The 21,638-nt window shown below is 72.3% G+C and carries 18 protein-coding genes; 15 read left to right on the plus strand and 3 right to left on the minus strand.

All coding sequences use genetic code 11. The features are described 5' to 3' along the window. The first annotated feature begins 99 nt into the window (after window positions 1–99). From VTA80_RS17920 to VTA80_RS17970, 11 genes are all read left to right on the plus strand, one after another. Complete coding sequence (locus tag VTA80_RS17920) at window positions 100–927, plus strand: cell division protein FtsQ/DivIB (RefSeq protein ID WP_407342439.1); 828 nt, start codon at window positions 100–102, stop codon at window positions 925–927. A gap of 179 nt (window positions 928–1,106) precedes the next feature. Further along, window positions 1,107–2,354 (plus strand): cell division protein FtsZ, encoded by a 1,248-nt coding sequence (gene ftsZ / locus VTA80_RS17925; RefSeq protein ID WP_407342440.1) that lies wholly within the window; start codon window positions 1,107–1,109, stop codon window positions 2,352–2,354. Window positions 2,355–2,358: 4 nt separating this feature from the next. Beyond that, the gene (locus VTA80_RS17930) at window positions 2,359–3,168 is read left to right on the plus strand and encodes a polyphenol oxidase family protein (protein ID WP_407342441.1); all 810 of its coding nucleotides are present in this window, start codon (window positions 2,359–2,361) and stop codon (window positions 3,166–3,168) included. A 36-nt stretch (window positions 3,169–3,204) separates the two neighbouring features. Then, window positions 3,205–3,678: a cell division protein SepF gene (locus VTA80_RS17935; RefSeq protein ID WP_407342442.1), complete on the plus strand. Its 474-nt coding sequence runs from the start codon at window positions 3,205–3,207 to the stop codon at window positions 3,676–3,678. A gap of 4 nt (window positions 3,679–3,682) precedes the next feature. Next, entirely contained in the window at window positions 3,683–3,979 is a 297-nt protein-coding gene (locus VTA80_RS17940; RefSeq protein WP_407342443.1) for a YggT family protein, read from the plus strand. A gap of 104 nt (window positions 3,980–4,083) precedes the next feature. Further along, window positions 4,084–4,746 (plus strand): DivIVA domain-containing protein, encoded by a 663-nt coding sequence (locus tag VTA80_RS17945; RefSeq protein WP_407342444.1) that lies wholly within the window; start codon window positions 4,084–4,086, stop codon window positions 4,744–4,746. A gap of 114 nt (window positions 4,747–4,860) precedes the next feature. After that, window positions 4,861–5,319, plus strand: a complete 459-nt coding sequence (locus VTA80_RS17950) for a TraR/DksA family transcriptional regulator (protein ID WP_407342445.1) — start codon at window positions 4,861–4,863, stop codon at window positions 5,317–5,319. A 34-nt stretch (window positions 5,320–5,353) separates the two neighbouring features. Continuing rightward, complete coding sequence (locus VTA80_RS17955; protein ID WP_407342446.1) at window positions 5,354–5,971, plus strand: signal peptidase II; 618 nt, start codon at window positions 5,354–5,356, stop codon at window positions 5,969–5,971. Next, on the plus strand, window positions 5,964–6,932 hold the full coding sequence (locus VTA80_RS17960; protein ID WP_407342447.1) for an RluA family pseudouridine synthase: 969 nt from the start codon (window positions 5,964–5,966) through the stop codon (window positions 6,930–6,932). Before VTA80_RS17955 ends, VTA80_RS17960 begins: the two co-directional genes overlap by 8 nt. Window positions 6,933–6,991: 59 nt before the next feature. Continuing rightward, window positions 6,992–10,534 carry a DNA polymerase III subunit alpha gene (gene dnaE, locus VTA80_RS17965; protein ID WP_407342448.1) on the plus strand — a complete coding sequence of 1,181 codons (3,543 nt, stop codon included), beginning with the start codon at window positions 6,992–6,994 and terminating at the stop codon, window positions 10,532–10,534. Next, window positions 10,531–10,929 carry a pyridoxamine 5'-phosphate oxidase family protein gene (locus tag VTA80_RS17970; RefSeq protein WP_407342449.1) on the plus strand — a complete coding sequence of 133 codons (399 nt, stop codon included), beginning with the start codon at window positions 10,531–10,533 and terminating at the stop codon, window positions 10,927–10,929. Before dnaE ends, VTA80_RS17970 begins: the two co-directional genes overlap by 4 nt. Window positions 10,930–10,947: 18 nt before the next feature. Here VTA80_RS17970 and VTA80_RS17975 read toward each other — a convergent pair whose 3' ends face one another. Further along, entirely contained in the window at window positions 10,948–11,181 is a 234-nt protein-coding gene (locus tag VTA80_RS17975) for an RNA-binding S4 domain-containing protein (protein WP_407342450.1), read from the minus strand. 57 nt (window positions 11,182–11,238) lie between these two features. On the opposite strand from VTA80_RS17975, the gene hisD reads away from it, so the two are divergent. The 4 genes from hisD to VTA80_RS17995 all read left to right on the plus strand — a co-directional run bounded on the left by hisD (window position 11,239) and on the right by VTA80_RS17995 (window position 17,369). Next, window positions 11,239–12,561, plus strand: a complete 1,323-nt coding sequence (gene hisD / locus VTA80_RS17980) for a histidinol dehydrogenase (protein WP_407342451.1) — start codon at window positions 11,239–11,241, stop codon at window positions 12,559–12,561. Between the two features lie 85 nt (window positions 12,562–12,646). After that, on the plus strand, window positions 12,647–13,669 hold the full coding sequence (locus VTA80_RS17985) for a 3-oxoacyl-ACP synthase III (protein WP_407342452.1): 1,023 nt from the start codon (window positions 12,647–12,649) through the stop codon (window positions 13,667–13,669). After that, a complete protein-coding gene (locus VTA80_RS17990; protein WP_407342453.1) occupies window positions 13,663–16,317 on the plus strand; it encodes an alpha/beta fold hydrolase in 2,655 nt (884 codons plus the stop codon). The genes VTA80_RS17985 and VTA80_RS17990 overlap by 7 nt, the downstream gene beginning before the upstream one ends. Beyond that, window positions 16,314–17,369 (plus strand): NAD-dependent epimerase/dehydratase family protein, encoded by a 1,056-nt coding sequence (locus VTA80_RS17995; RefSeq protein WP_407342454.1) that lies wholly within the window; start codon window positions 16,314–16,316, stop codon window positions 17,367–17,369. Before VTA80_RS17990 ends, VTA80_RS17995 begins: the two co-directional genes overlap by 4 nt. On the opposite strand, the gene VTA80_RS18000 is transcribed toward VTA80_RS17995, so the two are convergent. Both VTA80_RS18000 and VTA80_RS18005 read right to left on the minus strand, forming a co-directional pair. Beyond that, a complete protein-coding gene (locus VTA80_RS18000; protein ID WP_407342455.1) occupies window positions 17,339–19,306 on the minus strand; it encodes a putative bifunctional diguanylate cyclase/phosphodiesterase in 1,968 nt (655 codons plus the stop codon). The genes VTA80_RS17995 and VTA80_RS18000 overlap by 31 nt on opposite strands. Before the next feature lie 130 nt (window positions 19,307–19,436). Then, window positions 19,437–21,638: a RecQ family ATP-dependent DNA helicase gene (locus VTA80_RS18005; protein ID WP_407342456.1), complete on the minus strand. Its 2,202-nt coding sequence runs from the start codon at window positions 21,636–21,638 to the stop codon at window positions 19,437–19,439.

Here is a 21,638-nt window from a genome sequence, read left to right on the forward strand (position 1 = left end):
GCCCCCAGGGTGCCCGCTTCGAAGGCCTCTGCTTCGAAGGCCCCAGCCCCGAAGGTGCCCGCGCCCAAGGAACCGCCGCGCAGCACACCGAGCAGCAACGTGACCACCTACACGGCCGGCCGACGCGCCCTGGGCGTCCCGGTCCGGCCGACCGTGGTGTCGACCGGCTCCGCCGTGCGCTTCGCGGAACGGCTCGCGGCGCGGCGTCGACTCGTGCGCAAGAAGGTCATCCTGACCACGGCCGCCGTCGTGGCCGGCCTCGGCGTCGCGTGGCTCGTGCTGTTCTCGCCGGTGTTCGCCCTCGACCCGGCGGAGGTCACCATCACCGGTGCGGGCACCGTGGTCGCGGTCGACGACGTGAGCGCCGTCGTCGGCCGGGTCGCAGGGATCCCGCTGCCGCGCCTCGACGCGATCGGGCTGCGCGACCGGGTGCTCGACGTGCCCGGCGTGCGCCAGGCGAAGGTCACGCGTTCGTGGCCGCGCGGGCTGGCGATCGTCCTCGTCGCCCGCGAGCCGGTGGCCGCGGTTCCCCAGCCGGCGACAGCGTCCGGCCCGAGCGCCGGCGATCCCGCGGGCTTCACGCTGCTCGACGCCGAGGGATATCAGGTCGGGTGGGCCCTGGCGGCGCCGGAGGGCCTGCCGGTCGTCTCCGTGCCGATCGACGGCGAGAACAAGCGCACGCTCACCGCCGTGCTGACCGTGCTCGAGGCGTTGCCGCCCGCGTTGCGTGCCGAGGTCGCCACGGCCCAGGCGTCGAGCCAGGACACCGTCCAGATGGGGCTGCGGGACGGCGCCACCGTGAATTGGGGGAGCGCGAGCGATGCGACGCTCAAGGTGGCGGTCCTCCAGGCGCTGCGCGCGGCCCCGGTCACGGCTGCCGCGAAGGTGTTCGACGTCTCGGCCCCGACGTTGCCCATCACCCGGTGAACGAACCCGGTGAACGAACCCGCACAAGGATGTGAGCGACACGCGCGGCGCGGTCGTTGCTCCCAGGCCCTGCGCCCCTTAGCGTCACCGCCAGAACTACTTGACATAACTCTAACCTTCTACCTCAAGGTGAAGGTTGCATGCAGCAGCAGGACGAGCGCAGAACGAGAGGGAATGACGTGGCAGCTCCGCAGAACTACCTGGCGGTCATCAAGGTGGTCGGTATCGGAGGCGGTGGCGTCAACGCCGTCAACCGGATGATCGAGGTCGGGCTCAAGGGTGTCGAGTTCATCGCGATCAACACCGACGCCCAGGCCCTGCTCATGTCCGATGCCGACGTGAAGCTCGACGTCGGCCGCGAGCTCACCCGCGGCCTCGGCGCCGGCGCCGACCCGGAGGTCGGCAAGAAGGCCGCCGAGGACCACGCCGAGGAGATCGAAGACGTCCTGCGGGGCGCCGACATGGTCTTCGTGACCGCCGGCGAGGGTGGCGGCACCGGCACCGGTGGCGCGCCCGTCGTCGCCCGGATCGCCCGCGCCCTGGGTGCCCTGACGATCGGCGTCGTCACGCGCCCGTTCACGTTCGAGGGACGGCGTCGCTCGGTCCAGGCCGACACCGGGATCGACGGCCTGCGGGCCGAGGTCGACACGCTCATCGTGATCCCGAACGACCGCTTGCTGTCCATCTCGGACCGCTCGGTCTCCGTGCTCGACGCGTTCCACTCGGCCGACCAGGTGCTGCTCTCCGGCGTCCAGGGCATCACGGACCTCATCACCACCCCCGGCCTGATCAACCTCGACTTCGCCGACGTGAAGTCGGTCATGCAGGGCGCCGGCAGTGCGCTCATGGGCATCGGTTCGGCCCGCGGGGACGATCGCGCGGTGCAGGCCGCCGAGCTGGCGATCTCGTCGCCGCTGCTCGAGGCGAGCATCGACGGCGCGCACGGTGTGCTGCTCAGCATCCAGGGCGGCAGCGACCTCGGGCTCTTCGAGATCAACGAGGCGGCGCGGCTCGTCCAGGAGGCCGCGCACCCCGAGGCGAACATCATCTTCGGTGCGGTCATCGACGACGCGCTCGGCGACGAGGTGCGGGTCACCGTCATCGCGGCCGGGTTCGACAGCGGCTCGCCGCACCAGCGCCGGGACGCCCGCGCGCTGGGTCAGGTCTCCGGCTCGAGCCGGCCGTCGTCCACCCCCGCGGCCGACGACGTCCCGACCGTCGCGCAGCACCGGGCCGCGCACCCCGCGCCCGCGGGTAATGGCGTGCCGAGCCAGGCGTCCGCGCCCCAGGCCCCGGTGCCCGCGTTCCTCGCGTCCACGCCCGACGGCGGCCAGGCGGCCGCCTCCCTCGAGGTGCCCCGGATCTTCGGTGCGGACGCCGTGCGGCGTGCGGACGAAGAGCTCGACATCCCCGATTTCCTCAAGTAGCGAGTTGGAGCCGGCGCGCACCGCGCTCCCCGTGGTCGAGGTCGACCTCGGGGAGGGCGTGCGCGCCGCTTTCACGACCCGCTCGGGGGGTGTGAGCTCGGGTGCCCACGCCTCGCTCAACCTCGGGCTCAACGTCGACGACGATCCCGCCCGCGTGCGTGCGAACCGCAGGCTCGTGGAGGCCTGGTCGGGCGGTGCGGTGCAGTTCGCCTCGCAGGTGCACGGGGCGCGGGTCGCGATCATCGGACCCGAGCTCTCAGGAGTGACGCCGGATTCCGTCGGCGAGGTCGACGCACTCGTGGCGGCCACCGGTGCAGGGGTCGCCGTCCTGGTGGCGGACTGCGTCCCGGTCCTGCTCGCGGATCCCGCCGTGGGCGTCGTCGGAGCTGTGCACGCCGGGCGCCGTGGACTGGCCGACGGGGTCGTCCAGAGCGCGCTCGCCGCGATGGTGGACCTGGGTGCCCGCGCGGACCGGATCCGCGCCGTCATCGGTCCCGCGATCTGCGGTGCGTGCTACGAGGTGCCTGCCGACCTGAGGGCCGAGGTGGCCGCCGTCGTGCCGGCCTCCTGGTCGACGACGTCGTGGGGCACCCCCGCGCTCGACCTGCCGGCCGGGGTGGCGGCGACGCTCGCGGCCGCCGGGGTGAGCCGGGTCGAGGACCTGGCGATCTGCACCTTGACCGACGAGCGGTTCTACTCGCACCGGTCGCAGCGCGGCGGACCTCCCACCGGCCGATTCGCGGGGGTGATCCGTACGACGGCTCAGATCCCGGGCGTGTCGGGCGTGATCGGGGTCGGGCGCTTGCTAGCGTGAATGCGCAGGATACGAGAGCACGAGAGGAAAAGGGCGATGGCCGGAGCGCTACGCAAGACAATGCTGTACCTCGGTCTCGCCGACGAGCGCGGTGACGAACAAGCCGATGACGTCGAGGAGTACGAGGAGCTGGAGACGACCGTGCCGCACGAGTACGAGGCCCAGGTGACACCGATCAGGTCGGCCACCCCCCGTCCCGCCGTCGCGGCGGCACCGGCAGGGGAGCTGCGTCGGATCACGACCGTGCACCCGCGCTCCTACAACGACGCCCGCAAGATCGGCGAGGCGTTCCGCGAGGGCACCCCGGTGATCATCAACCTGTCGGACATGGACGACTCGGACGCCAAGCGGCTCGTCGACTTCTCCGCCGGCCTGATCTTCGGGCTCCACGGCGCCATCGAGCGCGTCACCAGCAAGGTCTTCCTGCTCTCGCCCGCCCACGTCGAGGTGACGGCCGAAGAGCAGGCCGTCCCGGGCGAGGTCCGGGCCGGGTTCTACAACCAGAGCTGATTCGGTGTCTGTCGTACTCCAGCTCGCAGGCGCGATCGTCAATCTGTACGTCTTGGTGCTCCTGATCCGGGTCGTGTTCGACTGGGTTCAGATCCTGGCGCGAGACTGGCGACCGCACGGCGTCGTCCTCGTCATCGCCGAGGTGATCTACTCGTTGACCGATCCGCCGCTCCGCTTCTTGCGGCGGTTCATCCCGCCCTTGCGGTTGGGCTCGGTCCAGCTCGACCTGGGTTTTTTGGTGCTTATGCTGGGCTGCATCTTCCTGGCCAACATCCTCAACAGCCTGGCTGCACGCGTCTGAGTCCTTTTCTCCACTCAAACTCCGCTAACGTGAGCGCTGGTGGTCGGTGGGCTACCGACTGACCAGCTCGATCGCGAGCGGCACGAACTACTGAGGTGACACCGATGGCAATGCTGACCGCAGACGACGTCCTGAACAAGAAGTTTCAGGCGACGAAGTTCCGCGAGGGCTACGACCAGGACGAAGTCGACGACTTTCTCGACGACGTCGTCAACACGCTCCGCGCGGTTCAGGGCGAGAACGACGAGCTGAAGTCGAAGCTCGCGGCCGCCGAGTCGCGCATCGCCGAGCTCAGTCGTGCGGGCGCACAGAAGGGCTCGGCCGCTCCGGTCAAGCCTGCTGAGCCCGAGCCGACACCCGTTGCGGCCCCGGCCCCTGTCGTCGCCGCCGTGGTGGCACCGCCCGTGGCCGTCACCGCCCGCACGAGCGAGCCCGAGTCTGCGACCGGCATGCTCGCCCTGGCTCAGAAGCTGCACGACGACTACGTGCGCAGCGGCCAGGAAGAGGGCGACCGGATCATCACGGAAGCCAAGACGCAGGGCACGCGGATCGTTCGCGAGGCCGAGCAGACCTCGCACCAGACGCTCACGCAGCTCGAGAAGGAGCGCAGCCTCCTCGAACGGAAGATCGACGAGCTTCGCGTGTTCGAGCGGGACTACCGCACGCGCCTGAAGAGCTACCTCGAGAACCTGCTCGGCGACCTCGACAACCGGGGCAGCGCGTTGCCGCCCCAGGGTGGCCAGAACGCCGACGCCGGGAGCCTGTAAGCCCCGACCGACCAGCACGAACCCCTCACACCACGCCCGGATTTCCGGGCGTGGTGTGTTGTGTCTCGGGTCACAGGCGTCTAGTGTCCTGAACCACGACAAAGGGGGACGTCCGTGGCAATCCACGAAGCGCTCAGCACCACGGCGGCAACCGATCTGCCCGATCTCGCCAAGGCCGTGCGCTCGTTCCCGGTGCGGGAGGGCGAGAAGCCCTGGACCGTGCGCGAGGTTCGCGAGGTCGCAGCCGAGCTCTCCCGCGAGGTCGTCCGGCTGGGTTCGGAGCTCTCCGCCGCGGACGCCGAGCTCTCCGACCTGCTGCGCAACTCCGGCGACGGCGCCGGCGACGACCAGGCGGACTCCGGCTCGAGCGCGCTCGAGCGCGAGCAGGAGCTCACGCTCGTGAACAACACCCGGGACATGCTCGTGCAGGCCAACCGGGCGCTCGCCCGGATCACGGCGGGCACGTTCGGCACCTGCGACTCGTGCGGCAAGGCGATCGGCAAGGCGCGGGTCCAGGCCTTCCCGCGCGCGATCCTCTGCGTCGACTGCAAGCACCGCGAGGAGCGCCGCTGACGTCGGTGCCCCGCCCGTGGGACACTTCTCGGCGATGTCCAACACCCCTGATGTGTCGCCCCAGTCCGAGCCGCCCGCCGACCGCGCCTCCGAACCGCTGACGGTTGCCGTCGCGCCCGCACGCCGGCGCCGACTGCTGATCGGACTGAGCGTGCTCGCCGTGGCCGTGCTGGTGATCGACCAGCTCACGAAGATCTGGGCCGAGGCGGCGCTCGTGCCGGGGGAGCGGACCGCGCTGCTCGGTGACCTGCTCGGGTTGAGCCTGATCCACAACCCGGGGGCTGCGCTGTCGATCGCGACCGGGATGACCTGGGTGCTCACGATCGTGGCGACGGTCGTCGTCGTGGTCGTGGTCCGGGCGTCGCGCCGGATCGGGTCACTCGTCTGGGCGATCGCGCTGGGCCTGCTGCTGGGGGGCGCGCTCGGCAACCTCGTCGACCGGTTCCTGCGCGAGCCGGGCTTCGCGCGCGGGCACGTCGTCGACTTCATCGCCTACGGCAACGTCTTCGTCGGGAACGTCGCGGACATCGCGATCGTGGCCGCGGCGGGACTCATCATCGTGGCCTCGTTGCTCGGCATCGGGCTGGACGGAACTCGCGAGGTCCGGGCCTCCGGCCCCGCCGCACAAGAATCGGAGTCCCCGCGTGGCTGAGCAACGAGCGCTACCCGTACCCGACGGTCTCGCCGGTGAGCGGGTCGACGCCGGGCTCGCGCGCCTGCTGGGCCTGTCCCGCACCCGGGCGGCCGACCTGGCCGCGGCCGGTGGCGTGCTGCTCGACGGCAAGATCATGGGCAAGTCCGACCGGCTGGTGGCCGGGGCCTGGCTCGAGGTCGAGCTCGGGGACCTGCCGGGTTCCGGCTCCGCTGCGCCGGTCATCGTCGCCGAGCCGGTTCCGGGCATGCGCATCGCGTACGACGACGACGACGTCGTGGTCGTCGACAAGCCGGTCGGGGTGGCCGCCCATCCGTCGCCGGGCTGGACCGGGCCGACGGTGGTCGGGGCGCTCATCGCGGCGGGCTACCGGATCTCCACGTCGGGGGCCGCGGAGCGGCAGGGCATCGTGCACCGCCTCGACGTCGGCACGTCGGGCCTGATGGTCGTCGCGAAGAGCGAGCACGCGTACACCGTGCTCAAGCGCGCGTTCAAGGAACGCACGGTGGAGAAGATCTACCACGCGCTCGTGCAGGGCCACCCCGAGCCCACGACCGGGACGATCGACGCTCCAATCGGGCGGCACCCCACCGCGGACTACAAGTTCGCCGTGGTCGCGGACGGCAAGCCCTCGATCACCCACTACGAGGTGCTCGAGATGTTCCCGGCCGCGTCCCTGGTCGAGGTGCACCTCGAGACCGGACGCACCCACCAGATCCGGGTGCACTTCGCCGCGCTGCGGCACCCGTGCGTCGGCGACATCACCTACGGTGCCGACCCGACCCTGGCGAAGCGCACCGGGCTGACGCGGCAGTGGCTGCACGCGGTGCGGCTCGGCTTCGACCACCCCGCGACGGGACTGCCGCTCGTGGTCACCAGCGAGTACCCGGCCGACCTCGCCGCCGGGCTCGACCGGCTGCGCGAGCCGTACCGGGCCACCGATCGGGCCGCCGAGCGCTGAGCTCGACGCGCTCGCGTGTGTCGCCCGAGCCCGTCGGAGGGCTGACCTAGAATCCGCCTATGCCGTCTTCTACGTCCTCGGACTTCGTGAACCTCCATGTCCACACCGAGTACTCCATGCTCGACGGCGCCGCGCGGCTGGACGATCTGTTCACGGAGGTCAAGCGGCTCGGGCAGAAGTCGATCGCCATCACGGACCACGGCTTCCTGTTCGGCGCCTTCGACTTCTGGTCCAAGGCGAACGCGGCCGGGGTCCGGCCGGTCATCGGCGTCGAGGCCTACCTCACGCCCGGCACGAGCCGGCTCGACCGCACCCGGGTGAAGTGGGGTGAGGCGCACCAGTCCCGTGACGACGTGTCCGGTGGTGGGGCCTACACGCACCTGACGCTCTGGGCGAAGAACACCGCCGGCATGCACAACCTGTTCCGGATGTCCTCGTACGCGTCGCTCGAGGGGCAGCTGTACAAGCCCCGGATGGATCGCGACCTCCTCCAGCGGTACGGCACGGGCCTCATCGCGACCACCGGCTGCCCCTCGGGCGAGGTGCAGACCCGATTGCGGCTCGGCCAGTTCGACGAGGCCGTGCGCGCGGCCGGGGAGTTCCAGGACATCTTCGGCAAGGAGAACTACTACGTCGAGCTGATGAACCACGGGCTCGACATCGAGCAGCGGGTCGCCAAGGACCTCCTGCTGGTCGCGGACGCGATCGGCGCACCGCTGGTGGCGACCAACGACTCGCACTACACGACCAAGGAAGACCACAAGGCGCACGAGGTGCTGCTGTGCGTGCAGTCCGGGTCGACGCTCGCAGACCCGAAGCGGTTCAAGTTCGACGCCGCGGACTTCTACATCAAGAGCTCCGAGGAGATGCGGCGGACGTGGGCCGAGCTGCCGCAGGCATGCGACAACACGCTGCTCATCGCGGAGCAGTGCGAGGTGACGTTCAAGACCGACGTCGACTACATGCCGAACTTCCCGTGCCCACCCGGGGAGAACGAGCAGTCCTGGTTCATCAAGGAGGTCGAGACCGGCCTGAACCGCCGGTACGCGGGTGGCATCCCGGACGACGTGCGCAAGCAGGCGGACTACGAGACCGGCGTCATCTCCGATCTCGGCTTCCCGGGGTACTTCCTCGTCGTGGCCGACTTCATCAACTGGGCCAAGGCGCAGGGCATCCGCGTGGGCCCTGGGCGTGGGTCGGCCGCCGGCTCGATGGCGTCGTACGCGATGGGGATCACCGAGCTCGACCCGTTGGTGCACGGGTTGATCTTCGAACGGTTCCTCAACCCCGAGCGCATCTCGTGGCCCGACGTCGACGTCGACTTCGACGAACGGCGCCGCGGTGAGGTGATCCGGTACGTCACGGACAAGTACGGCGAGGAGAAGGTCGCCCAGATCGTCACCTTCGGCACGATCAAGGCCAAGCAGGCGCTCAAGGACGCCTCGCGCGTGCTCGGTTTCCCGTACGCGATGGGCGACAAGCTCACCAAGGCCATGCCGCCCGGGGTCATGGGCAAGGACATCCCGCTGTCGGGGATCTACGACCCCAAGCACCCGCGGTACGCCGAGGCCGACGGGTTCCGCCAGGTCGTGGCGGCCGACCCCGACGCGCAGCGCGTGGTGGAGACCGCGCGCGGCCTGGAGAACCTCAAGCGCCAGTGGGGGGTCCACGCGGCCGGGGTCATCATGTCCAGCGAGCCGCTGATCGACATCGTGCCGATCATGCGCCGCGAGGCGGACGGCGCGATCATCACCCAGTTCGACCAGCCGACGTCCGAGGCGCTCGGGCTGATCAAGATGGACTTCCTCGGCCTGCGCAACCTCACGATCCTCGACGACGCGCTCGAGAACATCGTCGCGAACGGCAAGCCGGCCATCCGGGTCGAGGACCTGCCGCTCGACGACGCGGCCACCTACGAGCTGCTCGGCCGCGGGGACACCCTGGGAGTGTTCCAGCTCGACGGCGGCCCGATGCGCGCGCTGCTGCGGCAGCTCCACCCCGACACCTTCGAGGACATCTCCGCCGTCATCGCGCTGTACCGCCCGGGCCCGATGGGCATGCAGTCGCACACGAACTACGCGCTGCGCAAGAACGGGTTGCAGGAGATCACCCCGATCCACCCCGAGCTCGTCGAGGCTCTCGAGGACGTCGTCGGGATCACGCACGGACTGATCGTCTACCAGGAGCAGGTGCAGAAGGCCGCGCAGAAGCTCGCCGGGTACACCCTGGGCCAGGCCGACCTGCTGCGCCGCGCGATGGGTAAGAAGAAGCAGTCGATCCTGGACAAGGAGTTCGTGCCGTTCCAGGCCGGCATGCGCGAGCGCGGGTACTCCGACTCCGCAGTCAAGGCCGTGTGGGACGTGCTGGTGCCGTTCGCCGGGTACGCCTTCAACAAGGCCCACTCGGCTGCGTACGGCGTCGTGTCGTACTGGACCGGGTACCTCAAGGCGAACTACCCCTCCGAGTACATGGCCGCGCTGCTCACCTCGGTCAAGGACGACAAGGACAAGTCCGCGCTCTACCTCGGCGAGTGCCGGCACATGGGCAACTTCGTGCTGCCGCCCGACGTGAACTCGTCGTCGGCCAACTTCACGGCCGTGGGCACCGACATCCGGTTCGGCCTCACCGCCGTGCGCAACGTCGGGGCGAACGTCGTCGACGCGATCGTCGCGGCGCGCGAGGCGAAGGGCGCGTTCGAGTCGTTCACGGACTTCCTCGACAAGGTCCCGGCCGTGGTCTGCAACAAGCGGACGATCGAGTCGCTGATCAAGGCCGGTGCGTTCGACTCGCTCGGCCACACCCGGCGCGCGTTGCTCCTGGTGCACGAGCAGGCCGTCGAGTCCGTGATCGGGGTCAAGCGCAAGGAGGCCGAGGGGCAGTTCGACCTGTTCGCGGGCTTCGGCGGCGACGGGGCCGAGGATGACGGGCTGTCGTTCAGCGTCGAGGTCCCCGACATCCCCGACTGGGACAAGAAGCAGCTGCTCGCGTTCGAGCGCGAGATGCTCGGGCTGTACGTCTCGGACCACCCGCTGTCCGGGCTCGAGCACGTGCTGTCGTCGGCCGCGGACACCTCGATCGCACACCTGCTCGCCGACGAGACCCGCCCCGACGGTTCGACCGTCGTGATCGCCGGCCTGATCACCTCGATGCAGCGCAAGATGTCCAAGCAGGGCAACCCCTGGGCCGCGGTCACGGTCGAGGACATGGAGGCCTCGGTCGAGATCATGTTCTTCGGCGAGACCTACCTCGCCTACTCGACCGTGCTCGCCGAGGACCAGGTCGTCGTCATCCGCGGCCGGGTCCGGCGGCGGGACGACACGATGCAGCTCCAAGCCATGGAGGTGTCGCTGCCGGACATCTCCTCGGTCGCGGACACTCCCGTGACCGTCTCGATGTCGGTCGCGCGGTGCACGCCCCCGGTCGTGGAGCGCCTGCGCGAGATCCTCGCGAACCACCCCGGCGTGATCGAGGTGCACCTGCGCCTGACGAGCCCGGGCCGGGCGACCGTGATGCGGCTCGAGGAGTCGCTGCGGGTCGAGCGCTCGTCCGCGCTGTTCGGTGACCTCAAGGCCCTGCTCGGCCCGGCGTGCCTCGCCTCATGATCACGCTCACGCCCGACCAGCTCGAGTTCGTCACCGTGCGGCACCTGGCCACGCTCACCACGGTCCGGCCCGACGGCGGTCCGCACGTCGTGCCCGTGGCGTTCACCTGGGACGCGGCACAGGGGCGGGCGCGGATCACCACGCGCGACACGTCCGTCAAGGCGCGCGTCGTGGAGCGCGGCGGGCCGGACGGCGCCCCGTTGCGGGCCGCGCTGTGCCAGTTCGAGGGTCAGCGATGGCTGACGCTGGAGGGGACCGTGACGATGTCGCGGGACCCGGCGCAGATCGCCGAGGCGGTCGAGCGGTACGCCGACCGGTACCGCGAGCTCGGGGCCCAGCCGGCGCGGGTCGTGCTCCACCTCGTCGTCGACCGGGTCATGGGCACGGTGCGCTGAGCGAGCGGGGTTGGCCGGTCAGGCGACCGACGCGCGGGACGAGCCCTTCGGGGTGTCGAGCTGCACGACGTCGCCGCGGTGCAGCTGGCGGCCCCGGCGGGCCTCGGCCTCGCCGTTCACGGTCACCTCGTTGTCCACGAGCAGCTCGCGCGCGTGGGCGCCGGTCTCCGCGAGCCCCGACAGCTTGAGGAACTGGCCGAGCCGGATGGTGTCGCCGGTGATGGCGACCGGGGTGATGGGGGCGTCGTTCATGTGCCCATCATGCCTCGCGCGCGCCCGGGCCCGGCGGGCCCCAACTAGAATCGAGCGGTGATCACCCGCCTCGACCTGCGCGGTCGCACCCTGTCCACCCGTGAGCTCGTCGCCGCCCTGCCGCGGGCCGAGATCGACGTGGACGCCGCGACCCATCTCGTCATGCCCATCCTCGAGGCCGTCCGCACCGAGGGTGCGGCGGCCCTGCGCGATCTCGCCGAGCGGTTCGACGGGGTCCGGCCGGTCCACCTGCGGGTTCCGCCCGAGGCCCTCGCCGCGGCCCTGGCCGGGCTCGACCCCGCCGTGCGCGCCGCGCTCGAGGAGACCATCCGGCGCGTGCGTGCCGTGCACGCCGCCCAGCGTCCGGCCGACTTCCGCCTGGAGCTCGCCCCGGGCGCCGTGGTGCGCCAGCGGTGGGTCGCCGTCGGCCGGGTCGGGCTGTACGTCCCGGGCGGTCTCGCCGTCTACCCGTCCTCCGTCGTGATGAACGTCGTGGCCGCGCAGGAGGCCGGCGTGCCGTCGCTCGCGGTCGCGTCCCCGCCGCAGCGCGACAACGGCGGGCTGCCGAACGCGACGGTCCTGGCGGCGTGCGCGTTGCTCGGCGTCGACGAGGTCTACGCCGCGGGCGGCGCCCAGGCCATCGCTATGTTTGCCTACGGTGCGATCGGCTCGGAGCCGGTCGACGGCGCGTGGCTGTGCGAGCCGGTGGAGGTCATCACCGGCCCCGGCAACCTGTACGTCGCTGCCGCCAAGCGGCTCGTGCGCGGCATCGTCGGGATCGACTCGGAGGCAGGACCGACGGAGATCATGGTCCTCGCGGACGCGGGGGCGGACCCGGTGCACGTCGCGGCCGACCTCGTAAGCCAGGCGGAGCACGACCCCATGGCAGCCTCGGTGCTCGTGACCGACTCGGTCGAGCTCGCCGACGCCGTCGAGGCCCGGCTCGTCGATCGCGTCGAGGGCACCCGGCACGCGGCGCGCGTGCTCACGGCCCTGTCGGGCCCGCAGTCGGCGGTCGTGCTCGTGGACGACCTCGAGCAGGGGCTCGCGGTGGTCGACGCGTACGGCGCCGAGCACCTGGAGATCCAGACCGTCGGGGCCGCGGCGCTCGCCGAACGGGTCCGCAACGCCGGGGCGATCTTCGTCGGCACGTACTCGCCGGTCTCCCTCGGCGACTACATGGCCGGGTCCAACCACGTCTTGCCCACCGGGGGGTGTTCGCACTTCGCCAGCGGGCTCGGCGTGCACAGCTTCGTCAAGGCCGTGCAGGTCATCGAGTACGACGCGGCGGCCCTTGCCGAGGTCGCGGACGCCATCGTGGCGCTCGCGAACGCGGAGGACCTGCCGGCGCACGGCGAGGCTGTGCGGGCCCGGTTCTGACCGTCGAGCGCACGGTCGGCGAGACGTGGCGCGCCGCCGATGTGAGGATGGGGTCCGGACTCGACGGCAGAAACCAGGTGCACACGTGAACGGCAACGCCACCCTGAAGCATGCGGGTACGGCCCTGCTGGCCATCACCGCGCTCGAGGCGCCCGTCGTCGTTCCCTCGACGTGGTTCGACGAGCAGCTCGAGGCCAGCCTGCGACGGCTGCGGCTCCCGCGCGGCCTCCTGCAGCGGGTGGCCGGGGTGCACGAGCGGCGGTGGTGGGACGCAGAGACGTCGTTCGACGACGCCGCCATCGCGGCCGGGGCGAAGGCGCTCGCCGAGGCCGGGGTCGACGCCGGGGATGTCGGCCTGCTCATCAACACGTCGGTGACCCGCGCGCACCTCGAGCCGTCCGTCGCGTCGAAGGTCCACGACGGGCTGAGCCTGTCGTCCGCCGCGCTGAACTTCGACCTGACGAACGCGTGCCTGGGGTTCGTCAACGGGCTCACGCTCGCCGCCGGCCTGATCGACTCCGGCGCGATCCGGTACGCCCTGATCGTCGACGGCGAGGATGCCCGGCCCACCCAGGAGGCCACGCTCACCCGGCTCGCCCGCCCCGAGGCCACCCGGCAGGACTTCCTCGACGCGTTCGCGACCCTGACGCTCGGGTCGGGTGCCGCCGCCGCGGTGCTGGGCCCCGCCGCGGACCATCCTGGTGGTCACCGGTTGCTGGGCGGGGTCTCCCGGGCAGCGACGCAGCACCACGACCTATGCGTCGGCGGTTTTGACGGCATGCGCACGGACCCGACGGGGCTGCTCTCGGGTGGCCTGGAGCTCGTGACGGCCGCCTGGCGTGAGGCCCAGGTCGAGTGGGACTGGGCGGACATGGACCGCTACGTCATGCACCAGGTCTCGCGCGTTCACGTCGACGCGATCGTCGAGGCCCTCGGCATCGACGGCGCGCGGGTGCCTCGCACGTTCCCCACGTTCGGCAACATCGGACCGGCGTCGCTTCCCGTCACGCTCGCGGGCGAGGTCGGCAGCCTGGCGGCCGGCGACCGGGTGCTGTGCATGGGGGTGGGCTCGGGACTGAACACCGCGATGCTCGAGATCGCGTGGTAGGACCACTTTCCGCCCAGCTTCCCCCTGCTGGGCTGCCCGGGCTCGACGCCTCCTGGTCTCGGCTCGTCGCGGTACCGCGAGCGGACGGTGCCGCCCAGACCTGGCACCTGTTGGACAACGCCGGGGACCTCGAGAGCGAGCCCGCGGGCACGCTGCTCTGCGTGCACGGGAACCCCACGTGGTCGTACCTGTGGCGGGACCTGCTCCGCCAGGCCGCGCGGCCGGGCGCCGACGGTGCGCCGCCGTGGCGCGTGATCGCCGTGGACCAGCTCGGGATGGGCTTCTCGGACAGGTCCGACCACGGCCGTCCGCACCGGTTGCGTGACCGCGTCGTCGAGCTCGGCCGGCTCACCGAGGCGCTCGACCTGACCGGGCCGGTGGTCACCGTCGGGCATGACTGGGGCGGCGCCGTCTCGCTCGGGTGGGCGGTCGAGCACCGCGCCCAGCTGGCCGGCGTCGTGCTGACCAACACCGCGGTCTACTCCGAGCTCGGGGTCGCCGCGCCGGCGCCGTTGCGGCTCGCACTGACGGGCGGCGTGCTGCGCACGAGCACCGTGACGACGACCGCCTTCCTGTCGACCGCGCTGGCGCTCGCCCACCCGCCACTGCCGGCTGACGTGCGCGACGCGTACCGGGCGCCGTATCGCACGCGCGCGCGCCGGGTCGCCATCGGCGACTTCGTGGCAGACATCCCGCTCGCGGCGGGGCACCCCAGCCGGCGAACGCTCGACGAGCTCGCTGCCGCCGTGCGGACCGTGGACGTACCGGCCCTCGTGCTGTGGGGCCCGCGCGACCCGGTCTTCCAGGGTCGGTTCCTCGACGACGTGATCGATCGGCTGCCGCGCGCCGACGTGCACCGGTTCGAGGGTGCGGGGCACCTTGTGGCGGAGGACGTCGACGTCGCGGGCGCCGTCGTGACCTGGCTCGCGGACCAGGGTCGAGCCGAGCGAGCGGCGGGTGCACGGCCCGTCCCGACGGCCGACGGCGCACCGTTCCGTCCGCTCGGCGCAGCCCTGGCCGCGCGCGCCCAGGATGACGGCACCGCCCTCGTGGAGCTCGCCCCGGCCGGCCAGGGTGCGGCGCGAACGATCTCGTGGTCACTGCTGGCGCGGCGGGTCGACGAGATCGCGCGCGGGCTGGGCGATGCCGGGGTCACCCCGGGGCAACGGGTGTGCCTGCTCGTCCCGCCGGGCGCGGACCTCACGGCCGCGCTCTACGCCTGCCTGCGGATCGGCGCCGTCGTCGTGGTCGCGGACGCCGGGCTCGGGATCCGCGGGCTCTCGCGTGCGGTGCGTGGAGCGAGCCCCGACGTCGTCATCGGGATCGAGCGCGCCCTCGCCGCGGCGCGAGCGCTGGGCTGGCGCGCACGCCGGTTCGGTGCCGGGCCGTTCACCGGGGCGTCGCGGCGCGTGCTCGGCGTCGAGACCACGCTCGTCGAGCTCGCGGAGCGCGGCCGCCGCAGGGGTGCCACCGGCGAGCTCGCGGACCTCCCGGCAGTGCCCGGTCCCGACCAGCCGGCCGCGATCCTGTTCACCTCCGGGTCGACCGGCCCCGCGAAGGGGGTCACGTACAGCCACGGGCAGCTCGCCGCGATGCGGGACGTCGTCGGCGCGACCTACGGGATCGGACCCGGTACCGCGCTCGTGGCCGGGTTCGCGCCGTTCGCCCTGCTCGGACCCGCCCTGGGAGCCACCTGCGCGAGCCCCGACATGGATGTGACCGCGCCCCGGACGCTCACGGCCGCCGCGCTCGCGGACGCGGTCGCGGCGATCAATGCGGATGTCGTCTTCGCTTCGCCCGCCGCCCTCACCGCCGTCGTCGCCAGCGCCGGTGGGCTGGACGAGGCCGGCCGTCGCGCGCTCGCGGGGGTCCGACTGTTCCTCTCGGCCGGGGCGCCGGTGCCGCCCGAGCTGCTCGCCGCCGCCGTGGAGCTCATGCCCGCCGCGCAGGCGCACACCCCGTACGGCATGACCGAGTCGCTGCTGGTCACCGACATCTCGCTCGACGAGATCCGAGCGGCCGTCGCTGGCGAGCGGGTCGCTCGCGGCGTGTGCGTGGGCCGCCCGGTCGAGGGGACTCGAGTGGCCGTCAGCGCGCTGGACGCTGCCGGCGCCGCCACCGGAGCGCCCGCATCTGTGCCCGACGTCGTGGGCGAGATCCTCGTGCAGGGCCCGCAGGTGATGGACCACTACGACCGCCTGTGGCTGACCCAGCGGGCCTCGGCCCGTGACCTCGGCTGGCACCGCACCGGCGACGTCGGCCAGCTCGACGCGGCCGGTCGGCTGTGGGTCGAGGGGCGCCTCGGGCACGTGATCACGACCGCGGACGGCGTGCTGACCCCCGTCCGCCTCGAGCGTCTCGCCGAGGGGATCGACGGCGTGGGGCGGGCGGCGGCTGTCGGCGTCGGCCCCGCTGGTGTGCAGCAGGTGGTGCTCGTGGTCGAGTGCCTCCCGCCGGTGCGGCGGCCCGCGCTCGCCTCCACCGAGCTGACCGCGCGCGTGCGGGCGGCAGTCGACGGGCCCGTCGCCGCGGTGCTCGTCGTGCCCCGGTTGCCGACCGACGTCCGCCACAACTCCAAGGTCGAGCGGACCAGGATCGCGCTCTGGGCGGGCGGCGTGCTCGCGGGCGGGCGCATGGTCGCGCCGTGACTGCTCCGTCGACGGGGGAAGACCAGGGTCGGCGGGTGCTGGTGACCGGGGCGAGCGGGATGCTCGGACGCGCCGTCGCGATCCGGCTGCAGCGCGACGGGCACGCGGTCCGGACGTTCCAGCGGCACCCCGCGGGGGTGCCCGACGCCGACGAGGTGCTCGGCTCCGTGACCGATCCGGTCGCCGTCGCGCACGCGATGCAGGGCTGTGAGGCAGTGGTGCACCTCGCCGCGAAGGTCTCGTTCACCGGGGCCGAGTCGGAGTTCGAGGCGGTCAACGTGCACGGCACCGCCGCGGTGCTCGCCGCTGCGCTCGACGCGGGTGCGCGTCGCTTCGTGATGGTGTCCTCGCCCTCGGTCGCGCACGCGGGTGCGTCGCTCGTGGGGGCGGGCGCGGATCCGGCGGACCCGGCACGGGCCCGGGGTGCCTACGCCCGCACGAAGGCGCGGGCCGAGCTCGCGGCGCTAGCGACCGACTCGCCCGAGCTGCGCGTGCTCGCCGTCCGGCCGCACATCGTGTGGGGCCCGGGGGACACCCAGCTCGTCGCGCGCGTGGTCGAGCGTGCGCGGGCCGGCCGGCTGCCGCTGCTGGGGTCGGGCGCGGCGCTGATCGACACCACCTACGTGGACAACGCGGCCGATGCGATCGCCGCGGCCCTGGTCGCGGGCCGGTCGGCGTTCGGGGCGGCCTACGTGGTGACGAACGGCGAGCCGCGCCCGGTCCGCGATCTGCTCGCCGGGATCTGCGCTGCGGCGGGCGTGCCCAGCCCGACCTGGTCGCTGCCGCCCACCGTCGCCCGGGCGGTCGGCGGGGTCATCGAGGCGGTCTGGACCGGTCATCCGGGCTGGGGCGAGCCGCCCATGACACGGTTCCTCGCGGAGCAGCTCTCGACCGCGCACTGGTTCGACCAGCGGCGGACCCGCAAGGTGCTGGGCTGGACGCCGGCGGTCACCCTTGACGAGGGATTCGCCCGGCTCGCGGCGAGCTTCGCGCCCCCACCGGGCCCGACGGACGCGGAACGTCAGTGCCGGATCGACGAGCGAGTCACCTGACGCGGGACCTCTGCCAGCCGGGGACCATCCGGCGCGGCCAACGGTCGATCGGCGCACCAGGCGTCGAACGCGGCTGCGGGCACCGGGCGCGACAGGTGGTAGCCCTGCGCGACGTCGCAGCCCAGGCTGCCCAGCGTTGCCAGGATCTGCTCGTTCTCCACGCCCTCGGCCACCAGCGTCAGGTCGAGCGCGTGCCCGAGGTCGACGACGCTCCGCACGATCAGCGCGTTGCTACGGTCCTCGGCCATCGTCATCACGAACGACCGGTCGATCTTCAGCTCGCTGACCGGCAAGCTCGTCAGCTGCCCGAGGCTGGTGTACCCGACGCCGAAGTCGTCGATCGAGATCCGGATCCCGCGGTCGGCGAGCTGCTCGAGCAGCTCGGTCGCACGCGCGGGCTCGGTCATGATCGCCGACTCGGTGACCTCGAGCTCGAGCAGCTCGGGCGGTACGCCGTGGGCGGCGAGGATCGTGTCGATCCGTTCGGGGAGGTCCTCGTCCAGGAGGTTGCGGGCCGAGAGGTTCACCGACACCGGCAGCGGACGGCCAGCGTCGGACCACACCCGCGCCTGCGCGAGCGCGAGGTCGAGGACCGTGAGGGTGAGGGGCCCGATCAGCGGGGTCTCCTCGGCGAGCGGGATGAACTCGTCCGGGAAGACCAGGCCGCGCGTCGGGTGCTGCCACCGGACCAGGGCCTCGGCGCCGACGACGGCGCCTGAGGTGATCTGCACCTTCGGCTGGTAGTGCAGCACCAGCTCACCGCCGTCGAGGGCGCGACGGAGCTCGGCGAGCAGCGCGACCTTGGCAGGGGAGTGCCCGTCGGCGGCCGGGTCGTAGGCGAAGGTGCCCAGGTTGCGCGACTTGGCCACGTACATGGCGATGTCTGCGCGCCGGAGCAGGGTGGTCACGTCGTGGCCGTGGTCCCCGGAGCGCACCACGCCGATGCTCGCGTCCACGCCGATCTCGATGCCCTCGATCCGGAAGGGGTCCTCCAGTGCGACGCGGATCCGGGCGGCGCAGGCCGTGGCGTCGGCGAGCGTGCCCACGTTCGGCAGCAGCACCGCGAACTCGTCGCCCCCCAGCCGTGCAACGGTGTCGCCATCCTGCACAAGGCGCCCGAGCCGTAGCCCGATCTGGGTCAACAGCTCGTCGCCGTAGTGGTGGCCAAAGGTGTCGTTGACCTCCTTGAACCGGTCCACGTCGATCAGCAGCAGCCCGGTGCGGGTCCGGGCCGCGACGTCCTGGTGGAGCGAGGCAGTGCAGCGGTCGGCGAGGAGCAGGCGGTTCGGCAGCCCGGTCAGGGTGTCGTGCATCCCGCGGTACTCGAGCTCGCGCTGGAGCGCCCGCTGGTTGGTCACGTCGTGCGCCGTGATGACGAGCCCGCGCACGCTCGGGCACTGGCTCAGGTCCTGGATGGACACGTCGAACGTGAGCACCTCGACCGGAGTGGTGAGGTGGACCTCGACCGAGGACCGCTCTCCGGGAGTGGCGGCGCGCAAGGCTTCGGTCAGCACCCCGCGATCGGGCTCGTCGACCGCGGCGACGAGGTCGATCTGGTCCTGCGCGTCGGGAATCCGCGACGCGAGCAGCCGGGTCGCGGACGGGCTCAGGAAGCAGGCCTGGCCACCGTGGTCGGTCACGAGAACGAGGTCGGACGACTGGTCGATGAGCGACCGGTATCGCTCCTCGCTCTGCCGGAGTCTGCCGCCGAGGACTACCCGGGCGAGCAGGTAGTTGATCCCACCGACGACGATCCCGGCACTGAGGCACGCGCTCCTGGTGCTCCACGCCGCGGCCTCGTGGGCGGTCGAGATGTGCACCGCGAGGAGGAAGTACGGGAATACCAGCCCGATGGCGATCCCCAGCCCGACCATGCAGGCGCCCAAGACCCACAGCTGGAGACGCCAGGGGCGCGCCGGGCCCGCAACCGTCTTCATTGGGGTGCCGCTGGCGCGCATGACTGCTCCGATGGGGTCGTCAGCCCCCTTGAACTACCCCATCGGCGCCGGAAAGGTCGCGAATCAGAGGATCTGGGGGTGAATTCGCCCCGGGTCGGCCGACGCCGAGTCAGCCCACGCCGAGCACGAACGGGTAGACGGCCCCAGCGCCGGCCCGGCGCAGCAGTCGGGCGCCCACGGTGAGCGTCCAGCCGGAGTCCGTGCGGTCGTCCACGAGGAGGACGGCGCGGCCGTCGAGGCCCGCGGCGCCCTGCGGCCCCAGGTCGAGCTCGAGGCGGTGGGCCACGCCACCGAGCCGCTGCGCGGAGTTGACGTCGTGCCGACCGGGGCCGATCCCGGCGACGGGACGGACGTGCCCGAGGATCGGGAGGTCGAGCTGGCGCGCGATGCCGGCGGCGAGGTGGTCCACGAGCTCGGTGCGCCCCTGCGAGGCGATCACGACGATGCCCGCCGGCGCCGGGTCCGGCTGCCAGGCCTTGAGCACGTCGAGCACCGGTCGGCGGAGCGCGACGGGCAGGCCGCCGTCGGGCGAGCCGCTCGGGGTCGAGAAGAGGTCCCGGAGCAGCCCGCCCCAGCCGATGCCGTCGAGGCGCGCGACCGCCCGTCCGGTCTCGGCCCGTTCGTTCACCGCGATCCGGCCGGAGAGCTCCACCCCGAGGCCCGCCATGCCGGTCGGCCACTGCCGGCGCGGCTCGACCTCGACGCCCGGGACGGACAACTGCTCGCGTGCTGCGGCGACCTCCTGCTCGTCGGGTGCGACGTCGAGAGACACCCCGCCGCACACGTCGCAGCGACCGCACCGCCAGCCGGGGACGAGCTCGGGGTCGTCGAGCGCGGCCCGCAGGAACGCCATGCGGCACTCGTCACCGCGCACGTAGTCGACCATCGCCTGCTGCTCGGCCCGTCGGGTCGCCGCGACCCGCTCGTAGCGGTCGGCGTCGTAGTCCCACGTCTGCCCGGTGGAGGTCCAGCCGCCGCGGACGCGCGCGACGGCGCCGTCGACGTCGAGCACCTTGAGCATGAGCTCGAGGCGGTTGCGGCGCAGCGAGACCCGGGTCTCGAGCGCCGCGGTCGACAGCGTGCCCGCACCCTCGAGGGCGGCGAGCGTGGCTCGGACCTCGGCCTCGGGCGGGAACGCCATGGAGGCGAAGTAGTCCCAGATCGCGCGGTCCTCGCGCGCGGGCAGCAGCACGACCTCGGCCTGCTCGGTCGCGCGCCCGGCGCGGCCGACCTGCTGGTAGTACGCGATCGGCGACGCGGGTGCGCCGAGATGGATCACGAACGCGAGGTCGCCCTTGTCGAAGCCCATCCCGAGCGCCGACGTCGCCGCGAGCGCCTTGACCCGGTTGGCCAGCAGGTCCTGCTCGGCCACCTCACGCTCGGCGGTGTCGGTCTGGCCCGTGTAGGCGCGGACCTGCATCCCGTTGCCGCGCAGGTACTCGGCGACCTGCTGGGCGGCCGCGACCGTGAGGCAGTAGATGATCCCGGAACCCTCGATCCGGGGCAGGTTGTGCGCGAGCCAGGCCAGCTGCGCCGCCGTGCTCGGCAGCTGGCGCACCGACAGGTGCAGGCTCTCGCGGTCGAGCGAGCCGCGCAGCACGAGGACGTCGGCGAGGTCGTGACCAGCAGCGCCTGTCCCTGCGAGAGCGCCGGTCACCGCGAGCTGCTCGGCGACGTCGGCCGTGACCCGGGCGTTGGCGGTTGCCGTCGTGGCCAGCACCGGGATCCCGGTGGGCAGCTCGGCCAGGAGCGTGCGGATGCGCCGGTAGTCGGGTCGGAAGTCGTGACCCCAGTCGGAGATGCAGTGCGCCTCGTCCACGACCACGAGCCCCGCGGTGGCCGCGAGCCGGGGGAGGACCTCCTCGCGGAAGCCGGGGTTGTTCAGCCGCTCGGGCGAGACGAGCAGGACGTCCACCTCACCGGCGGCGACGCGCGCCTGGACGGATGCCCAGTCCTGGACGTTGGACGAGTTGATGGTCTCGGCGCGGATCCCGGCGCGCTGGGCGGCGTCGACCTGGTTGCGCATCAGCGCGAGCAGCGGGGAGATGATCACGGTCGGGCCCGCGCCCGCCGCTCGCAGGAGCGCGGTGGCCACGAAGTACACCGCGGACTTTCCCCACCCGGTGCGCTGGACGACCAGGGCACGCCGCCGGTCGGCCACGAGGGCCTCGATCGCCGTCCACTGGTCGGCGCGCAGCACGGCGTCGTCGCGGCCGACGAGCGCGACGAGCGCGGCCTGCGCCTGGGCCTGCAGCGCGCTGCGATCCACGGTGGACGTCGGGCGCGCTGCGGACGTCTGCGAGAGGGTCAT

This window comes from Pengzhenrongella phosphoraccumulans, assembly GCF_045689905.1.
GTDB lineage: Bacteria > Actinomycetota > Actinomycetes > Actinomycetales > Cellulomonadaceae > Pengzhenrongella > Pengzhenrongella phosphoraccumulans.